20 protein-coding genes and 1 pseudogene are annotated in these 19,101 nt (G+C 40.4%); 1 reads left to right on the top strand and 20 read right to left on the bottom strand.

Features of this window, described 5'->3' with window-relative positions; all coding sequences use genetic code 11:
• Nucleotide 1 precedes the first annotated feature (1 nt).
• From DRED_RS05175 to DRED_RS05125, 11 genes are all read right to left on the bottom strand, one after another.
• Complete coding sequence (locus tag DRED_RS05175) at nt 2-895, bottom strand: CpaE/TadZ family protein (protein WP_011877316.1); 894 nt, start codon at nt 893-895, stop codon at nt 2-4.
• The gene (locus DRED_RS17800) at nt 892-1,320 is read right to left on the bottom strand and encodes a prepilin peptidase (RefSeq protein ID WP_011877315.1); all 429 of its coding nucleotides are present in this window, start codon (nt 1,318-1,320) and stop codon (nt 892-894) included. Before DRED_RS17800 ends, DRED_RS05175 begins: the two co-directional genes overlap by 4 nt.
• Nucleotides 1,317-2,819 (bottom strand): CpaE/TadZ family protein, encoded by a 1,503-nt coding sequence (locus DRED_RS05165; protein WP_011877314.1) that lies wholly within the window; start codon nt 2,817-2,819, stop codon nt 1,317-1,319. Before DRED_RS05165 ends, DRED_RS17800 begins: the two co-directional genes overlap by 4 nt.
• Nucleotides 2,820-3,096: 277 nt before the next feature.
• Entirely contained in the window at nt 3,097-3,744 is a 648-nt protein-coding gene (locus DRED_RS05160; RefSeq protein WP_011877313.1) for an SAF domain-containing protein, read from the bottom strand.
• Between the two features lie 3 nt (nt 3,745-3,747).
• On the bottom strand, nt 3,748-4,314 hold the full coding sequence (locus tag DRED_RS05155) for a hypothetical protein (RefSeq protein ID WP_011877312.1): 567 nt from the start codon (nt 4,312-4,314) through the stop codon (nt 3,748-3,750).
• Nucleotides 4,315-4,326: 12 nt separating this feature from the next.
• Nucleotides 4,327-4,740: a hypothetical protein gene (locus tag DRED_RS05150; protein WP_011877311.1), complete on the bottom strand. Its 414-nt coding sequence runs from the start codon at nt 4,738-4,740 to the stop codon at nt 4,327-4,329.
• A 15-nt stretch (nt 4,741-4,755) separates the two neighbouring features.
• Nucleotides 4,756-4,974 (bottom strand): hypothetical protein, encoded by a 219-nt coding sequence (locus DRED_RS05145; RefSeq protein WP_041274479.1) that lies wholly within the window; start codon nt 4,972-4,974, stop codon nt 4,756-4,758.
• A gap of 127 nt (nt 4,975-5,101) precedes the next feature.
• A complete protein-coding gene (locus tag DRED_RS05140) occupies nt 5,102-5,908 on the bottom strand; it encodes a hypothetical protein (protein ID WP_011877310.1) in 807 nt (268 codons plus the stop codon).
• 34 nt (nt 5,909-5,942) lie between these two features.
• The gene (locus DRED_RS05135; RefSeq protein ID WP_011877309.1) at nt 5,943-6,728 is read right to left on the bottom strand and encodes a type II secretion system F family protein; all 786 of its coding nucleotides are present in this window, start codon (nt 6,726-6,728) and stop codon (nt 5,943-5,945) included.
• Complete coding sequence (locus DRED_RS05130; RefSeq protein WP_011877308.1) at nt 6,721-8,061, bottom strand: CpaF/VirB11 family protein; 1,341 nt, start codon at nt 8,059-8,061, stop codon at nt 6,721-6,723. The genes DRED_RS05135 and DRED_RS05130 overlap by 8 nt, the downstream gene beginning before the upstream one ends.
• Nucleotides 8,062-8,113: 52 nt before the next feature.
• A complete protein-coding gene (locus tag DRED_RS05125; protein ID WP_041274478.1) occupies nt 8,114-8,674 on the bottom strand; it encodes a hypothetical protein in 561 nt (186 codons plus the stop codon).
• A 218-nt stretch (nt 8,675-8,892) separates the two neighbouring features.
• Here DRED_RS05125 and DRED_RS18985 point away from each other — a divergent pair, with 218 nt between their 5' ends.
• Nucleotides 8,893-9,174 carry a hypothetical protein gene (locus tag DRED_RS18985; RefSeq protein WP_041274477.1) on the top strand — a complete coding sequence of 94 codons (282 nt, stop codon included), beginning with the start codon at nt 8,893-8,895 and terminating at the stop codon, nt 9,172-9,174.
• A 53-nt stretch (nt 9,175-9,227) separates the two neighbouring features.
• Here the strand turns inward: DRED_RS18985 and DRED_RS05115 are convergent, their stop codons facing one another.
• The 9 genes and pseudogenes from DRED_RS05115 to DRED_RS05075 form a co-directional block, all read right to left on the bottom strand.
• The gene (locus DRED_RS05115; RefSeq protein WP_011877305.1) at nt 9,228-9,734 is read right to left on the bottom strand and encodes a hypothetical protein; all 507 of its coding nucleotides are present in this window, start codon (nt 9,732-9,734) and stop codon (nt 9,228-9,230) included.
• Between the two features lie 5 nt (nt 9,735-9,739).
• Complete coding sequence (locus tag DRED_RS05110; RefSeq protein WP_011877304.1) at nt 9,740-11,254, bottom strand: hypothetical protein; 1,515 nt, start codon at nt 11,252-11,254, stop codon at nt 9,740-9,742.
• A gap of 5 nt (nt 11,255-11,259) precedes the next feature.
• Nucleotides 11,260-12,249: a stalk domain-containing protein gene (locus DRED_RS17795; RefSeq protein WP_011877303.1), complete on the bottom strand. Its 990-nt coding sequence runs from the start codon at nt 12,247-12,249 to the stop codon at nt 11,260-11,262.
• A pseudogene (locus tag DRED_RS18200) lies at nt 12,246-12,554 on the bottom strand (HEPN domain-containing protein); the annotation flags it as partial. The gene DRED_RS17795 and the pseudogene DRED_RS18200, both read right to left, overlap by 4 nt.
• A gap of 17 nt (nt 12,555-12,571) precedes the next feature.
• Complete coding sequence (locus DRED_RS05095) at nt 12,572-13,678, bottom strand: Fic family protein (protein ID WP_011877302.1); 1,107 nt, start codon at nt 13,676-13,678, stop codon at nt 12,572-12,574.
• 84 nt (nt 13,679-13,762) lie between these two features.
• On the bottom strand, nt 13,763-15,199 hold the full coding sequence (locus DRED_RS05090; RefSeq protein WP_011877301.1) for a hypothetical protein: 1,437 nt from the start codon (nt 15,197-15,199) through the stop codon (nt 13,763-13,765).
• 39 nt (nt 15,200-15,238) lie between these two features.
• Nucleotides 15,239-17,035: a M23 family metallopeptidase gene (locus tag DRED_RS05085; RefSeq protein WP_011877300.1), complete on the bottom strand. Its 1,797-nt coding sequence runs from the start codon at nt 17,033-17,035 to the stop codon at nt 15,239-15,241.
• Between the two features lie 165 nt (nt 17,036-17,200).
• Nucleotides 17,201-18,172, bottom strand: coding sequence for a hypothetical protein (locus DRED_RS05080; RefSeq protein ID WP_011877299.1), 972 nt, complete (start codon nt 18,170-18,172; stop codon nt 17,201-17,203).
• A 4-nt stretch (nt 18,173-18,176) separates the two neighbouring features.
• A complete protein-coding gene (locus DRED_RS05075) occupies nt 18,177-18,998 on the bottom strand; it encodes a hypothetical protein (protein ID WP_198006934.1) in 822 nt (273 codons plus the stop codon).
• Nucleotides 18,999-19,101: the final 103 nt, after the last annotated feature.

The raw sequence follows: 19,101 nt of genomic DNA, 5'->3' as shown, positions 1-19,101 counted from the left end.
ATTACCACCTTGTTAGCCATCCTTTTAAACCACCTTTCTTTGGAATTTCTTCATATATTAGTTCCTTTAGGCTTTCTACACCCATACTAAAGCCGGACTTTTTAGAAAGGAATTGTTGGTTTTCAAAAGAATTTTCCAACTCGTCATCGTATGGAATAACCACTGATTTATGGGCTTGTAATATCTCTACAGCAGTGTTAGCATCCAATGCACAGTTGTTTATCACCAGATACTTGTCTTTGGTGACATATGACTCGGATAAATGCGCCAGTCTAAAGATCTCTTGTCTAAAAGCACCCATTATCATGACTAAAGTATTGGCACAGCTTAATGCTTCCTTGGTAATATCATCCAATCTATTTGGCAGATCAATGATAATAGCATCAAATTCCTGCCTGGCCTGGAATATTAGCTTTTGTACATCCTCCGCAGTGAAACCCCCCAGTTCCTTTTTTGACATTGGTGGAGCTATTATGTTAAGGTCCTTCTGATATTGAATTATTCCCTCCAGGAGATTGTTTTTGGCGATTCCCAGGTGAGGGTATGATGGAAGGTTCAGATAGTATGTTAGATCACTGCCACCGTTATCAATGTTTAAATCAATTAGTAATGTTGATACCCTTTCACTAATTTGGCGTCCTAAATGCATGGCAACTGCCGTTGCACCAACTCCACCCTTTCCTCGGCAAACAACGATTACTTTTTGCCGGTGGGCCGTCCGTGATGTATTTACTTGTAATACCTGTGCCTGTGCAAACTGTTCTGTTTGTACCGTTATCTCTGCCTTGCCGTCCAATATATCTTCCACTGTCTCTATGGGTACCCGTAAGGAGTTAGCAATGGTTTCTGCATCGTAATATGCCGCCATGCGAAGTATTTTTTCCTTTATACTCACAACACCACCTCAATTAGTTTTTGTGTAACCACCCCTATAAAAAAACACACACCAAAGGGAATAACCTTTGGTGCAGGTTGTTTTTTTATGAAGTAATATAGGTGCAGAATTGCAAAATAGACAAGGGCTGACCATAAAGCAATAAATATGATCAGGATAAGATTATAAAACCCCTGCCAAGCACCAATGGCCATTAATAGTTTGGCATCGCCCCCTCCACCGCCAAATATTGCTCCTAAGTAGCCAATTATGAAGCCAAATAAAATACCTACCAGAGCATATTTATTTCCGAATCCCCAAGGGGTGATGTGAAAGAGCAACCCCGTGGCCATGGCTGGGAGGGTGATTTTATCGTAGATTAAGTATTTTCTATAATCCGTCACTGCACAGGCCAGTGTAAAGGTAAAAACGATGTACCAGGTCATTTTTTAAATCTTCCCAGAAGCGATTTAAGGGGGTTTTCTTTTTTGTTTTCGGGTGCATGGTTATAGCCATATCCAGCTAATTCAGCAATTTCCTTGGCCAGGTTGTGCCACTGGCTATATACGTTATCCAGGCCCACTACTTGACCTTTATATCCGGCTACAACGTGGTTATTCCAATCTTCTGGAATAGTAACTGAAATTTTGGGCTTCATTTTCGCAGGCACACCTTTTTTAAATCCAGCGCAAAAGCATTTTTCAACGACGCTGGCATTGTGGAGTTTAGGACTGAACTTATTTAAAATAATCCGAATCTTTTCTGGGGAAACTCCCATTAGTGTTAGTTTTGGTGCATAGGTTTTTGTCTCATGTTCGGAAAATTTACTTTGATCTACTACCGAGAAAACCCTGTCTGCTCTTTCAAATATCTCATCATACCAGGGTTTGGTCCAAAATTCTGGTGACGTGTCCCCAATTACTACTGGGTACATGGTTAATAGCATATTTACTAATTCACTTAACTGGCCTGGTTCAAACACAGGCATAGTTTGATTCATGGGACCAGGTAAGATATCTAGGTTTTTTCTAACATTTACAATGATTTCTTCAATATAGTTTTGTCTAATTGGTTTTCCGGCTAAATATTCAATACCTCTACCTTTGTTCAAATCGAAGAAAGCACTTATATCTGGTGCCCCTAGGTCAAAGTCACATAGACATACTTTAACCCCTGCATCAGCCAATGCAATGGCTGATGTTACTGCGGTTGTTGTTTTGCCAACCCCACCCTTATTAGCTGATGTAACGCAAAACACACCTTTTCGACGAGTGTTATTGTATCCATAATAAGGTTGTTGTTGTCGATGTTGCTCAACGACTGGAATTTCGTGCTGGTTTGCTATAACCGTCCTTGCTTTAAGTTTGATCACCCTTTTTGCTTTAGGCTGCCCGGAGGCTTTTGAAGGTTGTTTTATTATGTCCAAAACTATTTCGGATAGTGTGTTATCTAACTGAGGTTCCTCTTCTTTGGAAGATTCTTCTTGGTCAGGTTCTTCCCCTGGGCTATCTATGGGAGAATCAAACCAACTCGGATCAATGGTCTTGACCGGTTCTTTGTCTTCCGTTAAGGCCACCGGCAAGGTGTACGGCCGGTCACCTGGTAATTTGCCAGTGACGATATTCGTAAGCCCGTAGCCTACACACATCTTAATAAAGGCTTTGGTTGTCTCGTTTAGCACTCCGGCCAACAGGACTATCCGTGAAGAAGGATACTTTAATGGTAAATTTTTGATTAAAACCTCAATGTTTTCCCCTGTTAGAAACCGGCTAACTACGATAACATCAGGGTTACTCTGTGACCTTAATAATTCGTTGCCGTCATTACAGACTTCAAAATGCCATCCATGAAATTGCGGTAGCTTTAATAGGTTGTTTATTATCATATTTGCAGGGTTTGGTTCATTAAGCTGTGATGGCTTTTCCGTAGCTATTAGACAATACATTTTTTCCCTCCCTCGTAGTTTTGCTTCTAAAATTTAAAAAGAAAGAGCCTCTACCTTAGAAGGCAGAGGCCATTTCAAAAGCTCTATATCGTTATTTAGTAACTAAAATAAGTTGCTTTATCTAATGTCTTTCCTATTACCATAGCAGCGTAAAAAGTAATCGAACCGAGTATAACACCAAATATACCAACCTTCATTATAGTACTCCTCATTCTTTTCCCTTCTTCCTCTTTATTGACATTTTACCATTGTCGTCCAGTAAATTTTGTCGATTACTCTACTCTTTGGGGAGTTTGTTTGACTTCACTAGGTATATTTCCTTCTTACTGCAAGCCTGAACAATTACCGGTGCCACGATTTCCGGAACCTCTACTCCAACAGTCACTGGTACTTTACTTCCGTTAACGGCCATTTGTGAGACTTCATTCTTCCTTGCCGGGTCAATTTCATTACCACTTTGATCAAGTGAGTTTAGCACCCTGGCTCCTTTGTAGATTAGGCCACTGTTTGATTCTATCCCCCCTTTGGAAACTAAATAAATATCTACCACCTCACCGGCAATTACACAGGCTGAACTTGGCAGGTCAGTTGGTATAAATACTTGTATATATCCCTCTTTCTTTGCTTCTCCCTGAGCAATAGCCTTCTTCCAAATATATTGGTCTTTAACAAGAGATACTAGGATTGTTTTACCTACTACATCATCAGCCTTTTGCACCAGATTGATAGCCATTTTTTCTGGAACCCGATCCATTTTTATATCATCTTTAGTAATTTTCTTACCAGCCGGGATATATTGGTTGACTGCTGCTACTTCCACTGTTTTGGTTGCAGCAGCATATTTGGTGTTTGAACTAAATATAACTGCCCCCGTAAAGACCAAGGATAAAATCAGGGATATGATTATGCCTTTTTTTCTGTCCAATCCTTACTCTCCTTTCCAAACCAAAGCCCCACTTCTGACTTGGCCTCTTTTTAGTTGTCTTGAAACAAAAGGTGGCCGTGGAATTGGCCAGCCACTTTTTTGCCAAAATGCACTGCCAACTTTAATGTGGCGTTTAATTAGTTTTCTGAAATTACTTGGTACCGGTGCGGATGTTTCCCAAAGAAACAGACAATCCTTATATTTTGCATCGATAATTCGTAGGTCAGCTTCTAATGCAGCCACGAATTCCCAAAGGTTAGTCGGTTTGCTAATTATATGGATCTCATAAGCCTTTTTATAATCGGCATTCATATGCTGCTTTATCATCCAGTTGGCCCATGGTCGAACAATCGGTAATACTACCACCCTTTTTAAGCCCGAACTACGACTTTTTCTAATTGCTATTGGTACTGTGATAAATTGAAAGTATAGCAACCATATCCCACTAACCAAAGCGAGAAGATAAACACCCCTGGCCAGAGTGTCATAGCCTAGTTTTACCATTACTAAAGCCAGGGGAAGGGTAAAATAGATACCCCAGATAGCAATATCTCTGCCCTTTGTACCCATACTGAAAACTCCTTAATAAGAAGGGCTCGTATATGACACACTATACAAGCCCTCAAGGTAGGTGCTTACTGATCTTCCTTTGCCGGTAAGGGGAACGTTAAACCCCGGCATATAACTTCCTATGGCAAAGCGATAGGTATAGGTTATCTTACTAGTTACCACCGTTCCCCAGTGTACAGAGGAGGTTGCCGAAACTTGAACGTTAAGGTTACTATTGTTTGCTTTGAGTTCACTGGCAAATTCCTGTAGGGATTGATCCGCCGAGGTGGTATATCCACCATACTTCCCCATAGATTTAGCTATAAATTGGGCTTGATTTTGCACCATGAACCATCTGGTCATCATATCAAAGGCTAGGGCACCACATATTACTGTGAGGATAATAAAAAATATAGCCCCAAATTTAGCTATAATACTATCAAGCAATGTTCATCATCCCTTTTAGAAGTTAAACCGTGACTGCATGGTTGCAGTAAACCACTGAAACATTTCAGTGAATGATTTAGGCCCAAATACCATAAGACCAACGATGATAAGTACAGTTACAACTGCGAGGCCTAGTTTTGTGGTGAATATATCTAGGGAACCCTTTTCGTTGTTAAGTTTTGCATAAACTTTAACCATCTTTTTAACGGCGACTCTTTTCATTCTTTTAATCAATTCTTTTTACCCCTTTCAACTAATTAAAGTAAAATAATCCTCTCACAGACCAAACTAACCAGATTCCTACGGCTACAAGAAAGATAGTGAAAATTAAATATACAAAACCTTTCATCACCTCACCCCTCTAAAATCCAATGAACTTACTGGTTATGAATTTATAGGCTGGTAAGCCAAATTCAGATAATAATGCAACGCAGCCTATTACACCCACCAAGGCAAGAAAGGCTGTATTTACGGCAGTTTTCTTGCTGGCTGCTTCCCTTTTAAGGTGTTCAATTTGATCCATTAAATCATCGAATAGATCCGGTGTAACCTTGGCATCCCAGGCTGAAGCTAGTCTTATTGCTAATGCATCAATACAAGGATGCTTCAATCTTTTTGCAAAGTTATTCATGGCCTTTTTGGCTTTACCTTCCCTTTGGATAACGTCTAGTGCTGACCACATTTCTGATTTAAGGGGTTCTGACAGAAATGGTAGTGTCAAAGCCAGTGCTTCCCTGGGTGTTATTCCAGGCACCTCTAAAAAAGCTGGAAAGAAGTTTACTAGGGTTGGTACCCCCTCAAAAACCTTGGCCTGCCATTTGCTATATTCCTGTTCAGCAGCTATCCTACCCAGAACTAGACCTAGGAGGGCTAATATAATCCCCACCATAATAGATAAACCACCTAGTTTTTTAAAGGTGGCTAATGTTCCAATAAGCCCAAATAAAAGGCCATAGGTTAGGGCATTTAGGAGAACTTTTTTGGGTTCTTTGTCAATGATCTCTAATTTTTCTTGTATATCTTCTGGTGTTAGCAGATTCATAAGTCTATTTTGGGCTGATTCTACGGTAACACCGAAGATGCTGTCCCCATATTTCGAAGGAAGAAAAACAAAACACATTAAAGCAAAGATTGAGCTAAAGAAACCAGCTATTAATGCAATCTGCACAAGCTATACCACCATTCCTTTCCTAATGGATTGACTATTCAATATCATCGACTTTTAACGCCCTCCTTGTTATTAGTGTTAGTCCTACAAAAATAAGGCAGCTAAATGACATTGCCAGTTGACCCCCATCTTTGAAATATTCTCTAAAGGCGGTGGCATCCAGCAATAGTCCGACGCCAATAATCGTTATTACAAAAATGGATGCAATTTTTGGTTCATAGGTGGCTTGTATTCTTTCTTGGATAAGTTCATCCCTGAGTCTAAGAGCTTTTCCTAATCGCTTTGATCCCCTGGCTGCAGCAGCCGGTCCCCCGGCGGTGCTGGCGGCTGCAATAACCGCAGCTTCAGCCTTCATTTCCGGTAGATTATATTTATCTGCCAGCTCCATAAGCATCTTGGGCACCGATGTGGTTGGATCTAATTCACGCCTTGCAGAAATTGATTGAAACTCAGAGGCAAAGGGCTCCGGGAAGCTTTGGGCAATAGCTTTTAATACCTGTGGAGTTTCCAATCCAGCACCGTATAGGCCACCGGCTGAGGTAATAAAGTTTTTTGCTTGATCACGGTGTTTTTTGAGCTTTCTATATTCGTTTTTTTCTCTCAACCAGCCGGGAAGATGCCAGCCTAAAACGGCCATAAGTGCACCTGACAGTGGAGTCATAAAAAACATGGTGAATAGCACAAAAAAACTTATTGATATGATCAAGGGTAGTCCTATACGTATAAGGAATTGCTTTATTGTTTTGATCTCTGGATATTTTCCCACTGTCCAACTATAGAAAAGAAAAAACAAGGAGATTAAAAGCAATATTTTAAGCATTACTTTCTCCTCCTACATAAAGGAATTTGTTTTTTATCTTTTCGTAGTCTTCTGTTATGTTGGCACCCCGGAAAGCTAGGTTGGCCAGGCCATCTTGACTGATGGTGTTTTCATAGAGCCATCTTCTTGTTTTTCCTTGGCTTTTAGCGTAGGTTTCAGTATCAAATCTTATTACAGAATTATATCCTTCGGGAGTTACTTCGACGATCTGCATAAGAGTACGTTTCTTATTTCGGTCTTTATCCAGGAAGATCACGAAATTAAACATGGAGCGAATTTTATCATCAAGAAACTCTTTGTCCAGCTTCATGCCACCTTCAAAAAACATGCCGTGAATTCTGCCTCTCAGATCATAAACATTACCAGCGTGAAGGCTTGTCCAAAACCCACCTGAGGTAGAGGCCGCTATTTGAGACGCTGCAACGATTTCTGAACTTCTAAGCTCACCTACCATTGCTCGGTCAGGGTTATTCCTGTTGACGGTTTTACAAAGGTCTACCATGGCAACAACGACGGTATTGCCATAAGAAACTTCCACTAGATTTATGCAGTTTGGCAAGTGTGGAAAGGCTAGCTCATAACTGGTTTCTGCCACTATGACCCGTTCTTCAGGATTGATAAATTCTCCACATGCCCTCATAAAGGTTGTTTTGCCAGAGTCTGTACGACCGCAAAATGCAAGGTTTGCCTGACCCCCTACTAATAAGTCCACAATGAGTTTAACTGCAAAATCAGGCAGCATTTCATATTCCACTAACTTACTAAGTTTCATCGGTGGCCTAACTAGGGGAGACTTACGGATGGTTGCCGCTGTACCAAGGGGGCTTGCTTTAAAGCCCATTACAGCGATACGGGAGCCATCTTTCATCCAGGCATCTACTATTGGTGAATCAACAGTGAATGGCCGACCTGCATCCTCACAAATCTTTTGGCAAAACCTTGTTACTTCTTCAGCGTCTTTGAAGTACTGCTTTGTTGTTGGCCAATGGCGACCATGTTTACCGTAAAATATTTTATTACCATTGGCAGTGGGGTTAATCATTACTTCTGTTACTTCTAATGCATCAGATCCGGTGAAAAATTCAGCCAGGGGACCGTAACCGGTTATCTGTCCCATGATTGCCTGATAAACTTCCTCAGTTTCCCCAGCAGCCAAATCTTTTCTGGTTATGACAGCTTGCCTAACCAGTGGTGCCGGATCAAAACCTTTCAAGTTACCACTAAACAATTGGGGATGCTGTTTTGACAATTGAGTAGCTATGTCCTGAATTATTTTTTCCTTCTGGGTCTCTGTTTGCTCAGTCCAGTCATTGCTTTCAAACTCTAAACCCAAATTATCACCTCCATAAAAAAATAACCCTCTGGAGTATTTAATCTCCTGAGGGTTATTGGATATAAAAGAATGCAATTGGTGGGAAAACAATCAAACATGATATAATTAAAAATACTATACAAACTGTAAATATTGACTCTTGTTTAGCTATTTTTTTCACCCAAAACCATTTATCATCCATAAGTATTTGAATACAAGTTGGTGACATTATCCAGACAGCTAGGCAAACAATCTGATAGTTACTTAATTGCATGATATTTTTAATGCTCTTCTGAATTATTGGATAGGATATTCTTTGGAAAAAAGTTAATGTTTCTAAGTTTGCTCGTTCAGGTCTAATTGCAATATCCACAATAAAGCAAATAATAATCGCAGTTAACATGTAGTTAATTATTGGAACAGTCAAAAAACATATTATAAAGGTTAGCCAATCATGAAAAAAACTTTTTATTTTATTATTTATTTGGTTATTTCCACCATCTCGTTTATTAATACCTTGGCCTTGCTTGGCTTTCAGGTAGGTCTTTCTACTTCTCATAGATTCAAAAATTTCTGGGTAAGTTTGATCTCTGCTGGTTTTATCACTGTCTGTTATTATTTCCTTATTCCCCATCTTTCCCCCTTAATCCCTTTAATTACGGGTTTCGTGATTATTCTTCTAGTGTCTCTGACAGTACGCCAGGTATTTGGTGTTGAACTAGTATTGGTTCCTTCAACTAGATTTGGTTTAAAACTTTTAGAAACCATTCTTGGAGTCAAAGGGGCATTTAACCGTTTCTGCAAATTAACCAATTACCAAGTAAAATTATCTTTATAGAGGTTCATTTTCTCTTGAGAGCTAGAAAAAACCCTAAAAAACTGCTGGGTGATATCCAAGATATACTCAACGTAGTTGATCGAAATCGTACTCCCTTCCCATATGTATTTTACGGCTACACGCCTTTCGATTTTGCACATCGGTTCCACAAAGCAAAACCTAAGCATCTTAAATGCTACGGGGAAGCTGTCAACATACCTTGGGAAAGGGCAAAAGTATATGGTGAGGAACGCCCGTGGACTTTGTTTTTTGTTTATGTTCCCCCGTTAATTAAAGAAAACCCCCTAAAAGAGTAAATACTTCTTAGGGGATTTTCTTTGTTTATAGTTTTGTGTTTTGACGAAGGCCTTTAGATATCACTACTTTTAACAACCTGAAATGACTTCATTGGTATAGTTAGATACTGCGGGCCAATTAAGGGGAGATTGCCACCAAACACAGGGACTTGAATGGTGGCAAGATATCCGGGTTGTTTTGCTGTCCCATTGGGGATGTATTCGCCGGGTGAAACGGTTTTAAACTCGGTCAATTCTATCGGGCCTGGGTAATCATTTGTTTTTGGTGTTAATGTATTGCCTGAGACAGTACAGTTGGTCATATCGGCAAAGAATTTCATGAAGTAGCTCATAGCCAAAGGTTCATTAGATGCTACCTTGCTAGTATCTCCATCAATATTGGCTGCAAAGGTTGCGGTGCCCAGTGCCTCTTCAAACCAATCGTAGGTCATGGTGCCCTTAGTTTGAACTGCGATGAAAAAGGAAAGAAAGACTGTGACCACTGCTATCCAAAAAATCATGCCGAATGCCATTAGTTTTACTGATATAAATCCCCGTTCGTTATTAATGTGTTTTAGCATTTGTATCAACCACCCCTGCTGTCAACGCCGGTGCCGTTAACCAGTATGTTACCGTTTAAGGTTTTTGAGTTATATCCAATGTCGGAATATTTGTGGCAGTTACCTTCCTCGTCGCACTCGGTATAAGTGTATTTGTATTTCACTTGATAAGTTACCGAAATTGGATAGTGCTTGGGTGAAGCCGCCATAAGTTCGTCTTTGAGGATGTTATATATCTTAGCTCCCGCCATGCTCCAGTTTTCCTGGAAGGTTATGCTTGCAGTGGTTTTTGAATCACTGGGTTTGAACTGTCCGCTGCTATAGCTCATTCCTGCTGTTACAGTTCCTTTGGGTTCCACAGGATTACCAAAGGCAAATTCAGGGTTTTTCTTAGGATAGGTAATTTTACAATCTGTTACTTGCCACCAATCCAGGGTCCCTTTTGGAGGAGTTGGCCTAGGAATAGTGACGGTTGTTGTCACCCAGTCTGTCCATTTAGCAGTGCCAGCAGGGCGCGGAGTTTTTTTGCTTTGACTAACTGCCGAGAAAGTTAAGTCTGCATTACCAGCCGGGGGTAGTGGTTTTATTACTGATATTACTGCTTTGTCTTTGTTGTTTGCGGGGTTTTTATCTATGCCTTTAAGTGGTTCGATGGTTGATTCAATTTCACTGTCTACTTCACTTGCAGTAACTGTAAATGTAACTGTTTTTACTTCACCCGGGTTAAGTGTGACTTGAGCCTGATCTAGTTTTTCAACCGTGTAGGCTGTACCGTTGATGATATGTTTTAAAGAGATTTTTGCTGTTTCTGCTTGCGGGTGATCAGCATTGAGGCTGTAGGTTACTGAGGTAGTTATTTTTTGCCCCGGTGTGATATCTGTAAAACTTGATTGTTTAAATTTTGTGGAGAAGTCTGGTAGCTCTTGTACTATCGGTATCCCGTACCACTCTAGTACCACTGGTACTGTCCAGAGCACTGCTGATGAGTGGGGGGCCCAGGTGGCGTTGGCATAGTATTGAGCTAAGTCAGGCTCTTGAGCTACATGCACCCGGTTTCCATCAGGCCCGAGTAAGACCCTGGCTGTTACTTCTACGTCGCCCTGGTCGTTTAGTATTATAACACCGGGGTTGATTTGGCCGGATTTTTTCTGTAAGTACATTTTATTAAAACCATCATAGGACAGGGGTCTCCAAAAGGTGGTTTTATTAGCTTCCATTTCATTATAGATATCTGATGTTATCGTATCTATTGTTTTAACTTCTACCCTGGTAATCTTCCCTTTTGCCTTTACCTGACAAGGGATTTGACCAATTAACATGTTTCGTGTTTGGCCAAGGCTTACTTTATTGATCTGGCCAGGGAATTCCTCTGCTACCCAATTACCTGAACCATCCTTGTACATAGCATAGTAGCCACTTATGATCAAGCGATGAAATAACTGTTCCTGCTGCGGTTCTTCAGCTAAGGCGGCAGGGGTAATAGAAGCAAAGAAAAAAGCTACCAACATCATGATAGCTAAAAGGGGAGTATTCCTTTTCATTTTTTCTATTTACCTCCTTCGTATAGAGGATTTTCAACTTCGATAAAATCCACACCATTGATAACAATGTACTTAACTTTTTTTATATCTGCCTTTGGATTTTTGAGATAATCGTCTTGATACTCAGCAACAACTTTATAGGTACACCAACCTTCTTTAGGGGAACCGGTCATCCTGTGTCTTACGGTGTTATCTTCGTCAATTAGGAATATTTCCAGGCCAATTGGTTCGTTAACTTCTTGCTTTACTTTAATTGTCTCTGGAGTTACAGTCATGTCAAAAACCTTGTAGTTTCCTCCATGATGCCCGAGTTTATATACATTACCGTTTTTCAAATCCTCATATTTAATTTTTATCCCATTATCCAAGTATTTTTCATTCTTAGCCCAAGGGAAGTTAGCCGCTGGTTGACCAATTTTACTAACATCAGTTACTCCTTTTGGGGTAACTACCGGGGTTGTTGGCTTTCCGATATATGCAGCAATAGCAGAAACATCCGGCATATCTCCGGTGTAGCAAACTACCATGCCGTTGACAAAACCAACCTGGTAGCCAAGTGCCTCTGCAACAAAACGAGCAGGCAAGTAAGTACGACCGTTTTTAAGTTCCGGTGCCACGTCAATAGGTATGCTAATATCATTTGCAATGATCTTCTTTTGTCCGATGTACATCTTAGCTACAACTTTTTCGGTGTTTAGTGCCACCATATTATTTTCAAAGCCAATCTTTTCATCAGGTACACCTAATGAATTTGCTAAATAACGAACCGGTACAAAGGTTCGGTCTTGGGTAATGTAAGGGGATGCATCCATTTTCTTGCCGGGGGTTTGGTTGTTTACAAAATACTCGCTTTTACCAACAACAAAGACTACACTTTTAAGCAGCTTATTTTGCTCATATACATCAACCTGCTCTTTCTGATCAGCCGCCAGGGCACCTGATGTCAGGACTAGTGCAAGGCAGCAGGTAATAATACCTGTTACGATTTTTTTCATATATCCCCCATCTCCTTTCTTAGATAGATATTAATCTCATCGATCAGCAAACGGACTGCTTTTTTTATTTCAACCACCTGGTCCAAAGTAAATTCCGAAAAATCATCATAGTCTGCATCTGAACGCAGGTGGAAGACTGTAGACAAAACCTTTCCAGACCTTTTAGTGATCAGCCCAAGCTTTACAAATTCTCTGTTGAACAGTGATATTACCCCACTATGCTTGGCTGAATCTAGTTCCTTCGTTGCAAGCAGTGCCCTAACAGCATGAAAAGCAGCGTAATAATACCTGTTTATCGCACCAGAGAAAGAGTTACAATTTACTAATCAATATCACTTAACCTTAAATCCTGATACCTTTCGCCTAACTTATAGGAGGTCACTCTTTTAGTACCTGATGCGGGTTCCAGTAATCCAATTTCCACCCAGTCTTTAACCCATTCCTGTATTGTACGTTTACTAACCACAAACCATTCTGCCATTAATTCTAGGGAAAGGGATCGTCCCTCAAATCTTAGGGCTAGTTGGAGTAATTGAATTTCCCTTTTAGAAAGCTCTAGTAATTTTCCCTCGGAAGCCTCATGCAGCCGTACTGCTGATTGTGCAATATCCTCAAACGAATCTGCCATTGTTGATAAAAAGAAAGTAACCCACGGTGTTAAATTGGAGTTATTCCTACCCTCATAATACGAAACTGGTAAGCCCATTTGTAGACTGTTGTAGTAAGTTTGGAGGTCTTTAGCGTAATTCTCCTCCACTGTGAAATATCCATTTAGATCGTATTCATTAATCATTAAAATATATAAAGCTAAGGCCCTGGCTAACCTACCATTACCGTCATCGAACGGGTGAATGGTAACAAACTGATAGGCTGAAATGGCTGCTTTTATAGGCACCGGTAATGTTTTTTCCTTCCTTATCCAATCCACTAAATCTTTCATAAGACCAGGCACTTCCTCCCAATAGGGCGGAATATATTCCACAGCACCGGTGTCACTATCTCTCACACAGAAGAGCACACCCGGGGGTGTTGCACCACGATATTCACTCATTTTTCCTCTTCTGCCAGGGCCTCTGACTTCAATAATTCGATGAAGCTTCTTGATAAACTCTTCCGTTATAGGAAGTCTTTTAAGTTTTGCTTTATTTAAAAATGATAAGGCCCGCCAGTAGTTCCGTACCTCTTGGGTATGATAACTTTCTGATTTATCCGGGCGTCGGCCAATAATTTCCTCAACCTGATGCATGGTTAGTGGGTTACCTTCGATATATGTGGAATAGTGAGTACTCTTAATCTTAGCTCTCTGCTTCAATTTTTCTGAGATATGCAGTGGTAATGTTTTACTGGTTACTAAACCCCTATAATACTCAATTTTAGAAAGCAGATTTACTAATTCATTGGTAAAATCATACTTTGGTTGGTATGTCACTTAACATCACCTCAAGTATATTTTACCACATTTTAAACTATTCCTCAATTAATTTCCTCTGTTGCGTTCACCTATTTAATTTAGCTATTTTATTTCCTTCCTCCTCCTTTCTGATAGAGTTAACTCTCTTACCAAACCTGTCCAGGCATCTCTCCCTTCATCCAAAGAATGGGGTATATTTTGCATTGACGCGTTGATGATCACATTGTGAGTTAAGTTTATTTCAATTCTTCGATCACAAATTGGTTGGGTCTTTTTATGGGTATCTTCAGTTACATAAAGTAATTCAATCGTAGGCTTTTCTACGTAAACCCTTTTCAATTCAGTTAGTTGTTGAGATATAATACCCAATTCCTGTGGTGTTCCAAATATCGGAACTAGAATAATATCTGATTCCGATAGGGCCGCAAAAGTAGCAGGGTGTTCAAAATTACGACCGGCATCGATAATTAGTATTGGTACCTCTTCCTTAGCTTTTTGGATAATTTCCTTAAAAAGTTTCATTCCATCGGTGTAGTTTGGCGTACCAATATTCCCTATCTTGTTGCCGGCTGGTAAGTAACGTACCCCCCACTTCATTTCCCGTAGCATCTTGGGCACTAATTCAGGATTCATAGATTCACCCATGGTTAATATCCCGGCATCTTTTTCATTAGCCTCCTGTATTTTTGTTTGCTTAATACCAAACCAAAAATCCAGTTCTGGACATGTCAGATCAAAATTGATTAGTCCAGAATTCTTACTGGCAATGGCTAAATTAAGTGCGGTAAAAGATTTTATAGTACCCAATGGGTTCCAGACGGAGATTAATATTCTTGTATTAGCAAATCCTGTTTCCAGTTTAATATCGTTATCTTTTTTATTATTCTTTTGAAGAAATCTGATATTTGGGATTGATAAGTATTGAGATAAGCTCTTTTTATTATTTGGAATTGGTTCCTTATTTTCGCTTACGTTTTTTTTCGTGTTTTCTGTATTTTTATTATGTTTATTGTTGTTTTTAGATAAATTAAGAAGGTTGGTTAAAGTGGCTTTTCGTTTAGCCGCTTCTTGTTTTTCTGCAACAACTGAAACCATTTCTGCGTGGGTTTCCAATTTTTGACCTAGCTTTTGTTTTGACATTGCTGCTTCGGTAAGATTTCTCGGAACATCTCCCAAAACTGCAGGATTCATTAAGCTGTCTAAAACCTTTTCCGGGGTTATATCGTCAAACACAAAATCATATACACCATATGGAACAAGTTCAACAACAAATTTTCGGGTTTCTTCATTGTCAATATCCCCTGGGAGAATAATAACCCTGATGCCATTCTCTTTAAGGGATTTAATAGCCTTCAGTAAAAGCCCATGATCTCCCATAAGACTGGTAGTAATAACAGTATTTACACCCAGTTCTTGGGCAACTTTAACCAACACCTCCACACTATAGCAATCCCCTATCGTTTCTATACCGTTTTTTCGAAAAATTATTTTTAAACTGTCATCTAGTTCAGTGATACTGGTTGCAAGTAGTATTCTCATGAAATTCACCTCAATAAAAGAAAAACCGCCACACGGCGGTTAATTTCTTAACACTAGTAACGGGTTAATAGGTTTCCCCGAACTTCCCCCTAGGGCCAAATCCCACACCTCAAAATGCAAATGTGCTGCGGTTGAAGATCCTGTACTTCCAACTGCACCTATTGTTTCGCCTATATCTACTTCATCACCCGTTTTTACATAGATAGCACTAAGGTGTGCATAAAGGTATAGGTGGTTTTCGTCCCTAACAGTAATATATTGGCCCCAACCGGCTTTGGTATCATTAGGATTTTGCCATCCCGCAAAGGTAACTCGCCCGTTAGAAACCGACACAACAGACGCCGAAGCTGGAGCCCCTATATCAATACCTTGGTGAAACTTTTCAACTTTTGAAATCGGATGGATTCTCCAACCAAAGGGAGAAGTAATAGTCATATAACCTGGTGTAGGCCACACAACACCTCTCAAATTAAACTTTTCAGCAAAACCCCATATTATAGAAGCGTATTCCGCCCGGCACCATTCTTGGGTGGAGCTGTAGGGCTTATTAGAGGGTACCTTTACAAAACCACCGTAAAAGGTCAATATAGGCAGGGTTTGTTCTTTCCAATCCCCTTTCCAGTCGACATTTTTAAACCCTAATTCAACCAACATATAAGCCCCGACAAAAATCTGAGCCCGTGGGTTATCCTTATCATGGTCTGGATCAAACCCCAATTGTGTTGAATATACCGGCCAGTTAGTTGGCGAAACCTGCATTAAACCGTAGCACTTAGTAGTTATGTTTTCAGCCTGCGGATTAAAGGAGGATTCTTTATAGGCTATGGCAGCCAAAAACCACCAAGGGATACCAAATTTCTCTTCGGCTTCTTTGAACATAGGTATTAATTCCGGTGGTATCATAGCCTGGGAAATATATTCGCCCGAAAGGCTGTTATCTATAAGCCAGTTCAACCACTCGGTACGGGCATCAAACCCCTGACCCGATTCCCACACTGCTGTACGGGCAATTACTAAGTCCTCCGGGTTGTCGTTAAGGTTATATTCCTCTTTCATCCAATCCTCTAATTTTTGCCACCTGTTAGGAAGTATTTGATTAATATCCCGCAGTTCTTCAAGGGTCACAGTGGTTTTTCCATAGTGGTGAGTTTTCCACTGGTAATGATACTGGTAGTGGCCCTGAATTGTTTGTGCTTCTACTAACAGGTATTGGACTGTAATTTCAGTTTCAGTATTGCCCTCTTCGTCCGTAGTAGTTGTGATTACCTTAGACTTTTTATAATAAAAGTATGGGTGTAAGCCCTTGGCCGTTTCTTCCTGCAGTTCCTTGGTTATTTGTGGTAGGTCATTAGCATAGGTGTAATACAGGGTTGCCGCATGTATTTGACCCCATTGAAGTCTTAACTTTTTATCCTGACCGTTAGAGTCTCTAAGCCCACCAACATGCTCCACTTTTCCTCCTGGGTAAAAAGGACTATTAGCTGATGCTTCATAGATACTACCGTTCTCCGGTCCAATAGGATCTTCATTGACCGCCCAGGTGTCTATGACGTTGTATTTATCGCAGAGTTTATAGTAATTATCCTGTAATTCTTTGTCTTTTTCTTTATCCTCGAATACCCCTGCCAAGATAGGTGGTTTATTTTTATCCTCATCCGTATTGGGAAAGGCTGAGTAAACCCCTGCGATTAGTATCGAGAGCATGAAGAAGATTAGAAGAATAATAACGATTAATGGCAGGAAGGGCATAAGCAGTTTTAATACTAGCCTAAGGGTGAATTTAGCTAATCTTTTACCCTGTTTTAGAGATTCTTTTTCTATTTGGTCAGTGTTCATGTTTTACCCCCTGAAAAACCAAAACCCCGGCATTAAGCCGGGGTTAGTTATAAACAAGGTCTAAACACTTTTGAGATAAACGGTTTCATCCAAGGCATAGTCCATTTCTGTTAGTTTTTGAACGTACTTCTCCATATTGCCCACTACTTCTCCTTTGCTTATGGGTTATTTTTTTCTTGTTTTTTCCACTATATTACTGGTTTTCTGAAAACCTTTATCTAACATCCCTGTACCAAAGGTAGAAACCCTACTGCCCAATGGTGATAGGGCTAAGGCAGAAGCTGTTTTTGTTGTAGCTGCCACCATGTTATTAGTACCCGTAATCGCCTTGAGATTATGAGCAAAACCCATTTTGTTTTGCTCGTTCCTTGCGCTAACTTCTTTCCTAAGATTATTTAACGTAGACAACCCCCCAACGACACCTTTGGTTGTACCTGCATAGATACCTGCCGTAACAGGAGCCACCCCCGGGACTGGGAAAGCTGATGCGGCCCCTACCTTCGCCATAACACCTGCGGCTTTAGAGCTGGTTTGTCCTGATACATTAAGTATATCATTTAAACTTCGCTGGCCAACCTCTGGTGTTCCACCTGCGGATATATTATTAAGGGGTGATCCCGTCCTTGCGGTATTTCCCGTTGCTGAACCTCCACCACCCATGGGTGTTAATGTAACCCCCGGTATGCCTGGAGACATTGCCGATGCCTGACTAGCATCAGTTGTATTATTAATGGATGTTTGGCCGGGATTGCCACCACTGCCATTAAGATTAAATGAACCAGGTGTTGCATACCCCCCTGATCCTGAAGGAGGGTAACCACCGGACATACCCCTGGATAGCATACCAATACCACCCTTTTTCATTAAACCTACGGTAGCACCAATAGCCCCCAGACCAACCATGGCCCATTTATCTTCATCCACTGTACCCACACGAGCCACCAGTTTCATAAAGATGGAACTCAGCATTTTACTAACAGGTATCACTGTAAGCAGCATAAAAAAGGTTTGCCAAACAGTTATGCTGCCTCCGGTTCCATCCTCTATGGTGTCTGTCTCAGCCCAGGCGGTTGAAGTAATACATAGAATTGATGTAAGCAGAAAAAGAAGTATTTTTATTTTTTGCTTTTTACCCAAGTTATCAACCCCAGTTACCAGAGAATAATACTGCTAAGAAAGAAGCGATAACTACACAAAGGCCAAGGATAATAAAGCCGATGAAGGCTTTAACTAATCCTGCTTTTGCTTCTTCACGCGTCTTTTCTGTGCTGGCCAATATCAATCTTATACCCATTACAATAACTACAGCGACACAAAATGAACCGGCAAATCCGGCAAAAAACACCCCAATTTGTACAAGTTGGCTAGGGAAAAAGCTAACATCTAACACTTTACCAGTAACGCTGCTTACCCCACCAGCTATACTCATAAAAATCCCTAAAGACATTGCATGTGCTGATTGCATAAAGGTAGTTTGGATAATTTCAGCTATCCATATTTCCAATATCTGTCGTTCGCCAGTGAAAACCCATACCCACACGATTATGGGGGTAGCAACCAGTGATGCCGTTATTACCCATGTTCGGATTGTATATACCGCATTAAAATAGACATCAAAAGCAACCATAGACATGTTTATAAATGCATCAGCAAAGACATTCCCTGTAGTTATGCTACTCAGCGGATTTTTACCAAAGACACTGGTTAATCCATTAAAAATGAGGTCATCAATACTTTTTAAACCAAACATTAAGTTAAAGATATTAATAATGGCGTTAAAGGGTGCAGCTATAATGGTTTCAAACATGCCGGCAGCCTTTTCCATGGTAGTTTTTTCTATCCCCGGGTTTGAAACAAAATGATTTAAGAGTTTACCGCAAACCCACACAAAACCATCGTTAATATCTGACAGGATGGTAATGAATACAGGGGCCAAGGCAATTAAGAGCATCGCCATAAACATTCGCTGTACATCTTCAATAAAGGATACCCTAACACCGGGATTTAACGCTGAGGTCATATAGTTATATCCAGATTTAACAACCGTTAAAAGCAATATACCACCG

Source organism: Desulforamulus reducens MI-1, from assembly GCF_000016165.1.
GTDB lineage: Bacteria > Bacillota > Desulfotomaculia > Desulfotomaculales > Desulfotomaculaceae > Desulfotomaculum > Desulfotomaculum reducens.
Note: the sequence above shows the minus strand (reverse complement) of the source record. Positions and strands in the feature narration are given on the sequence as shown.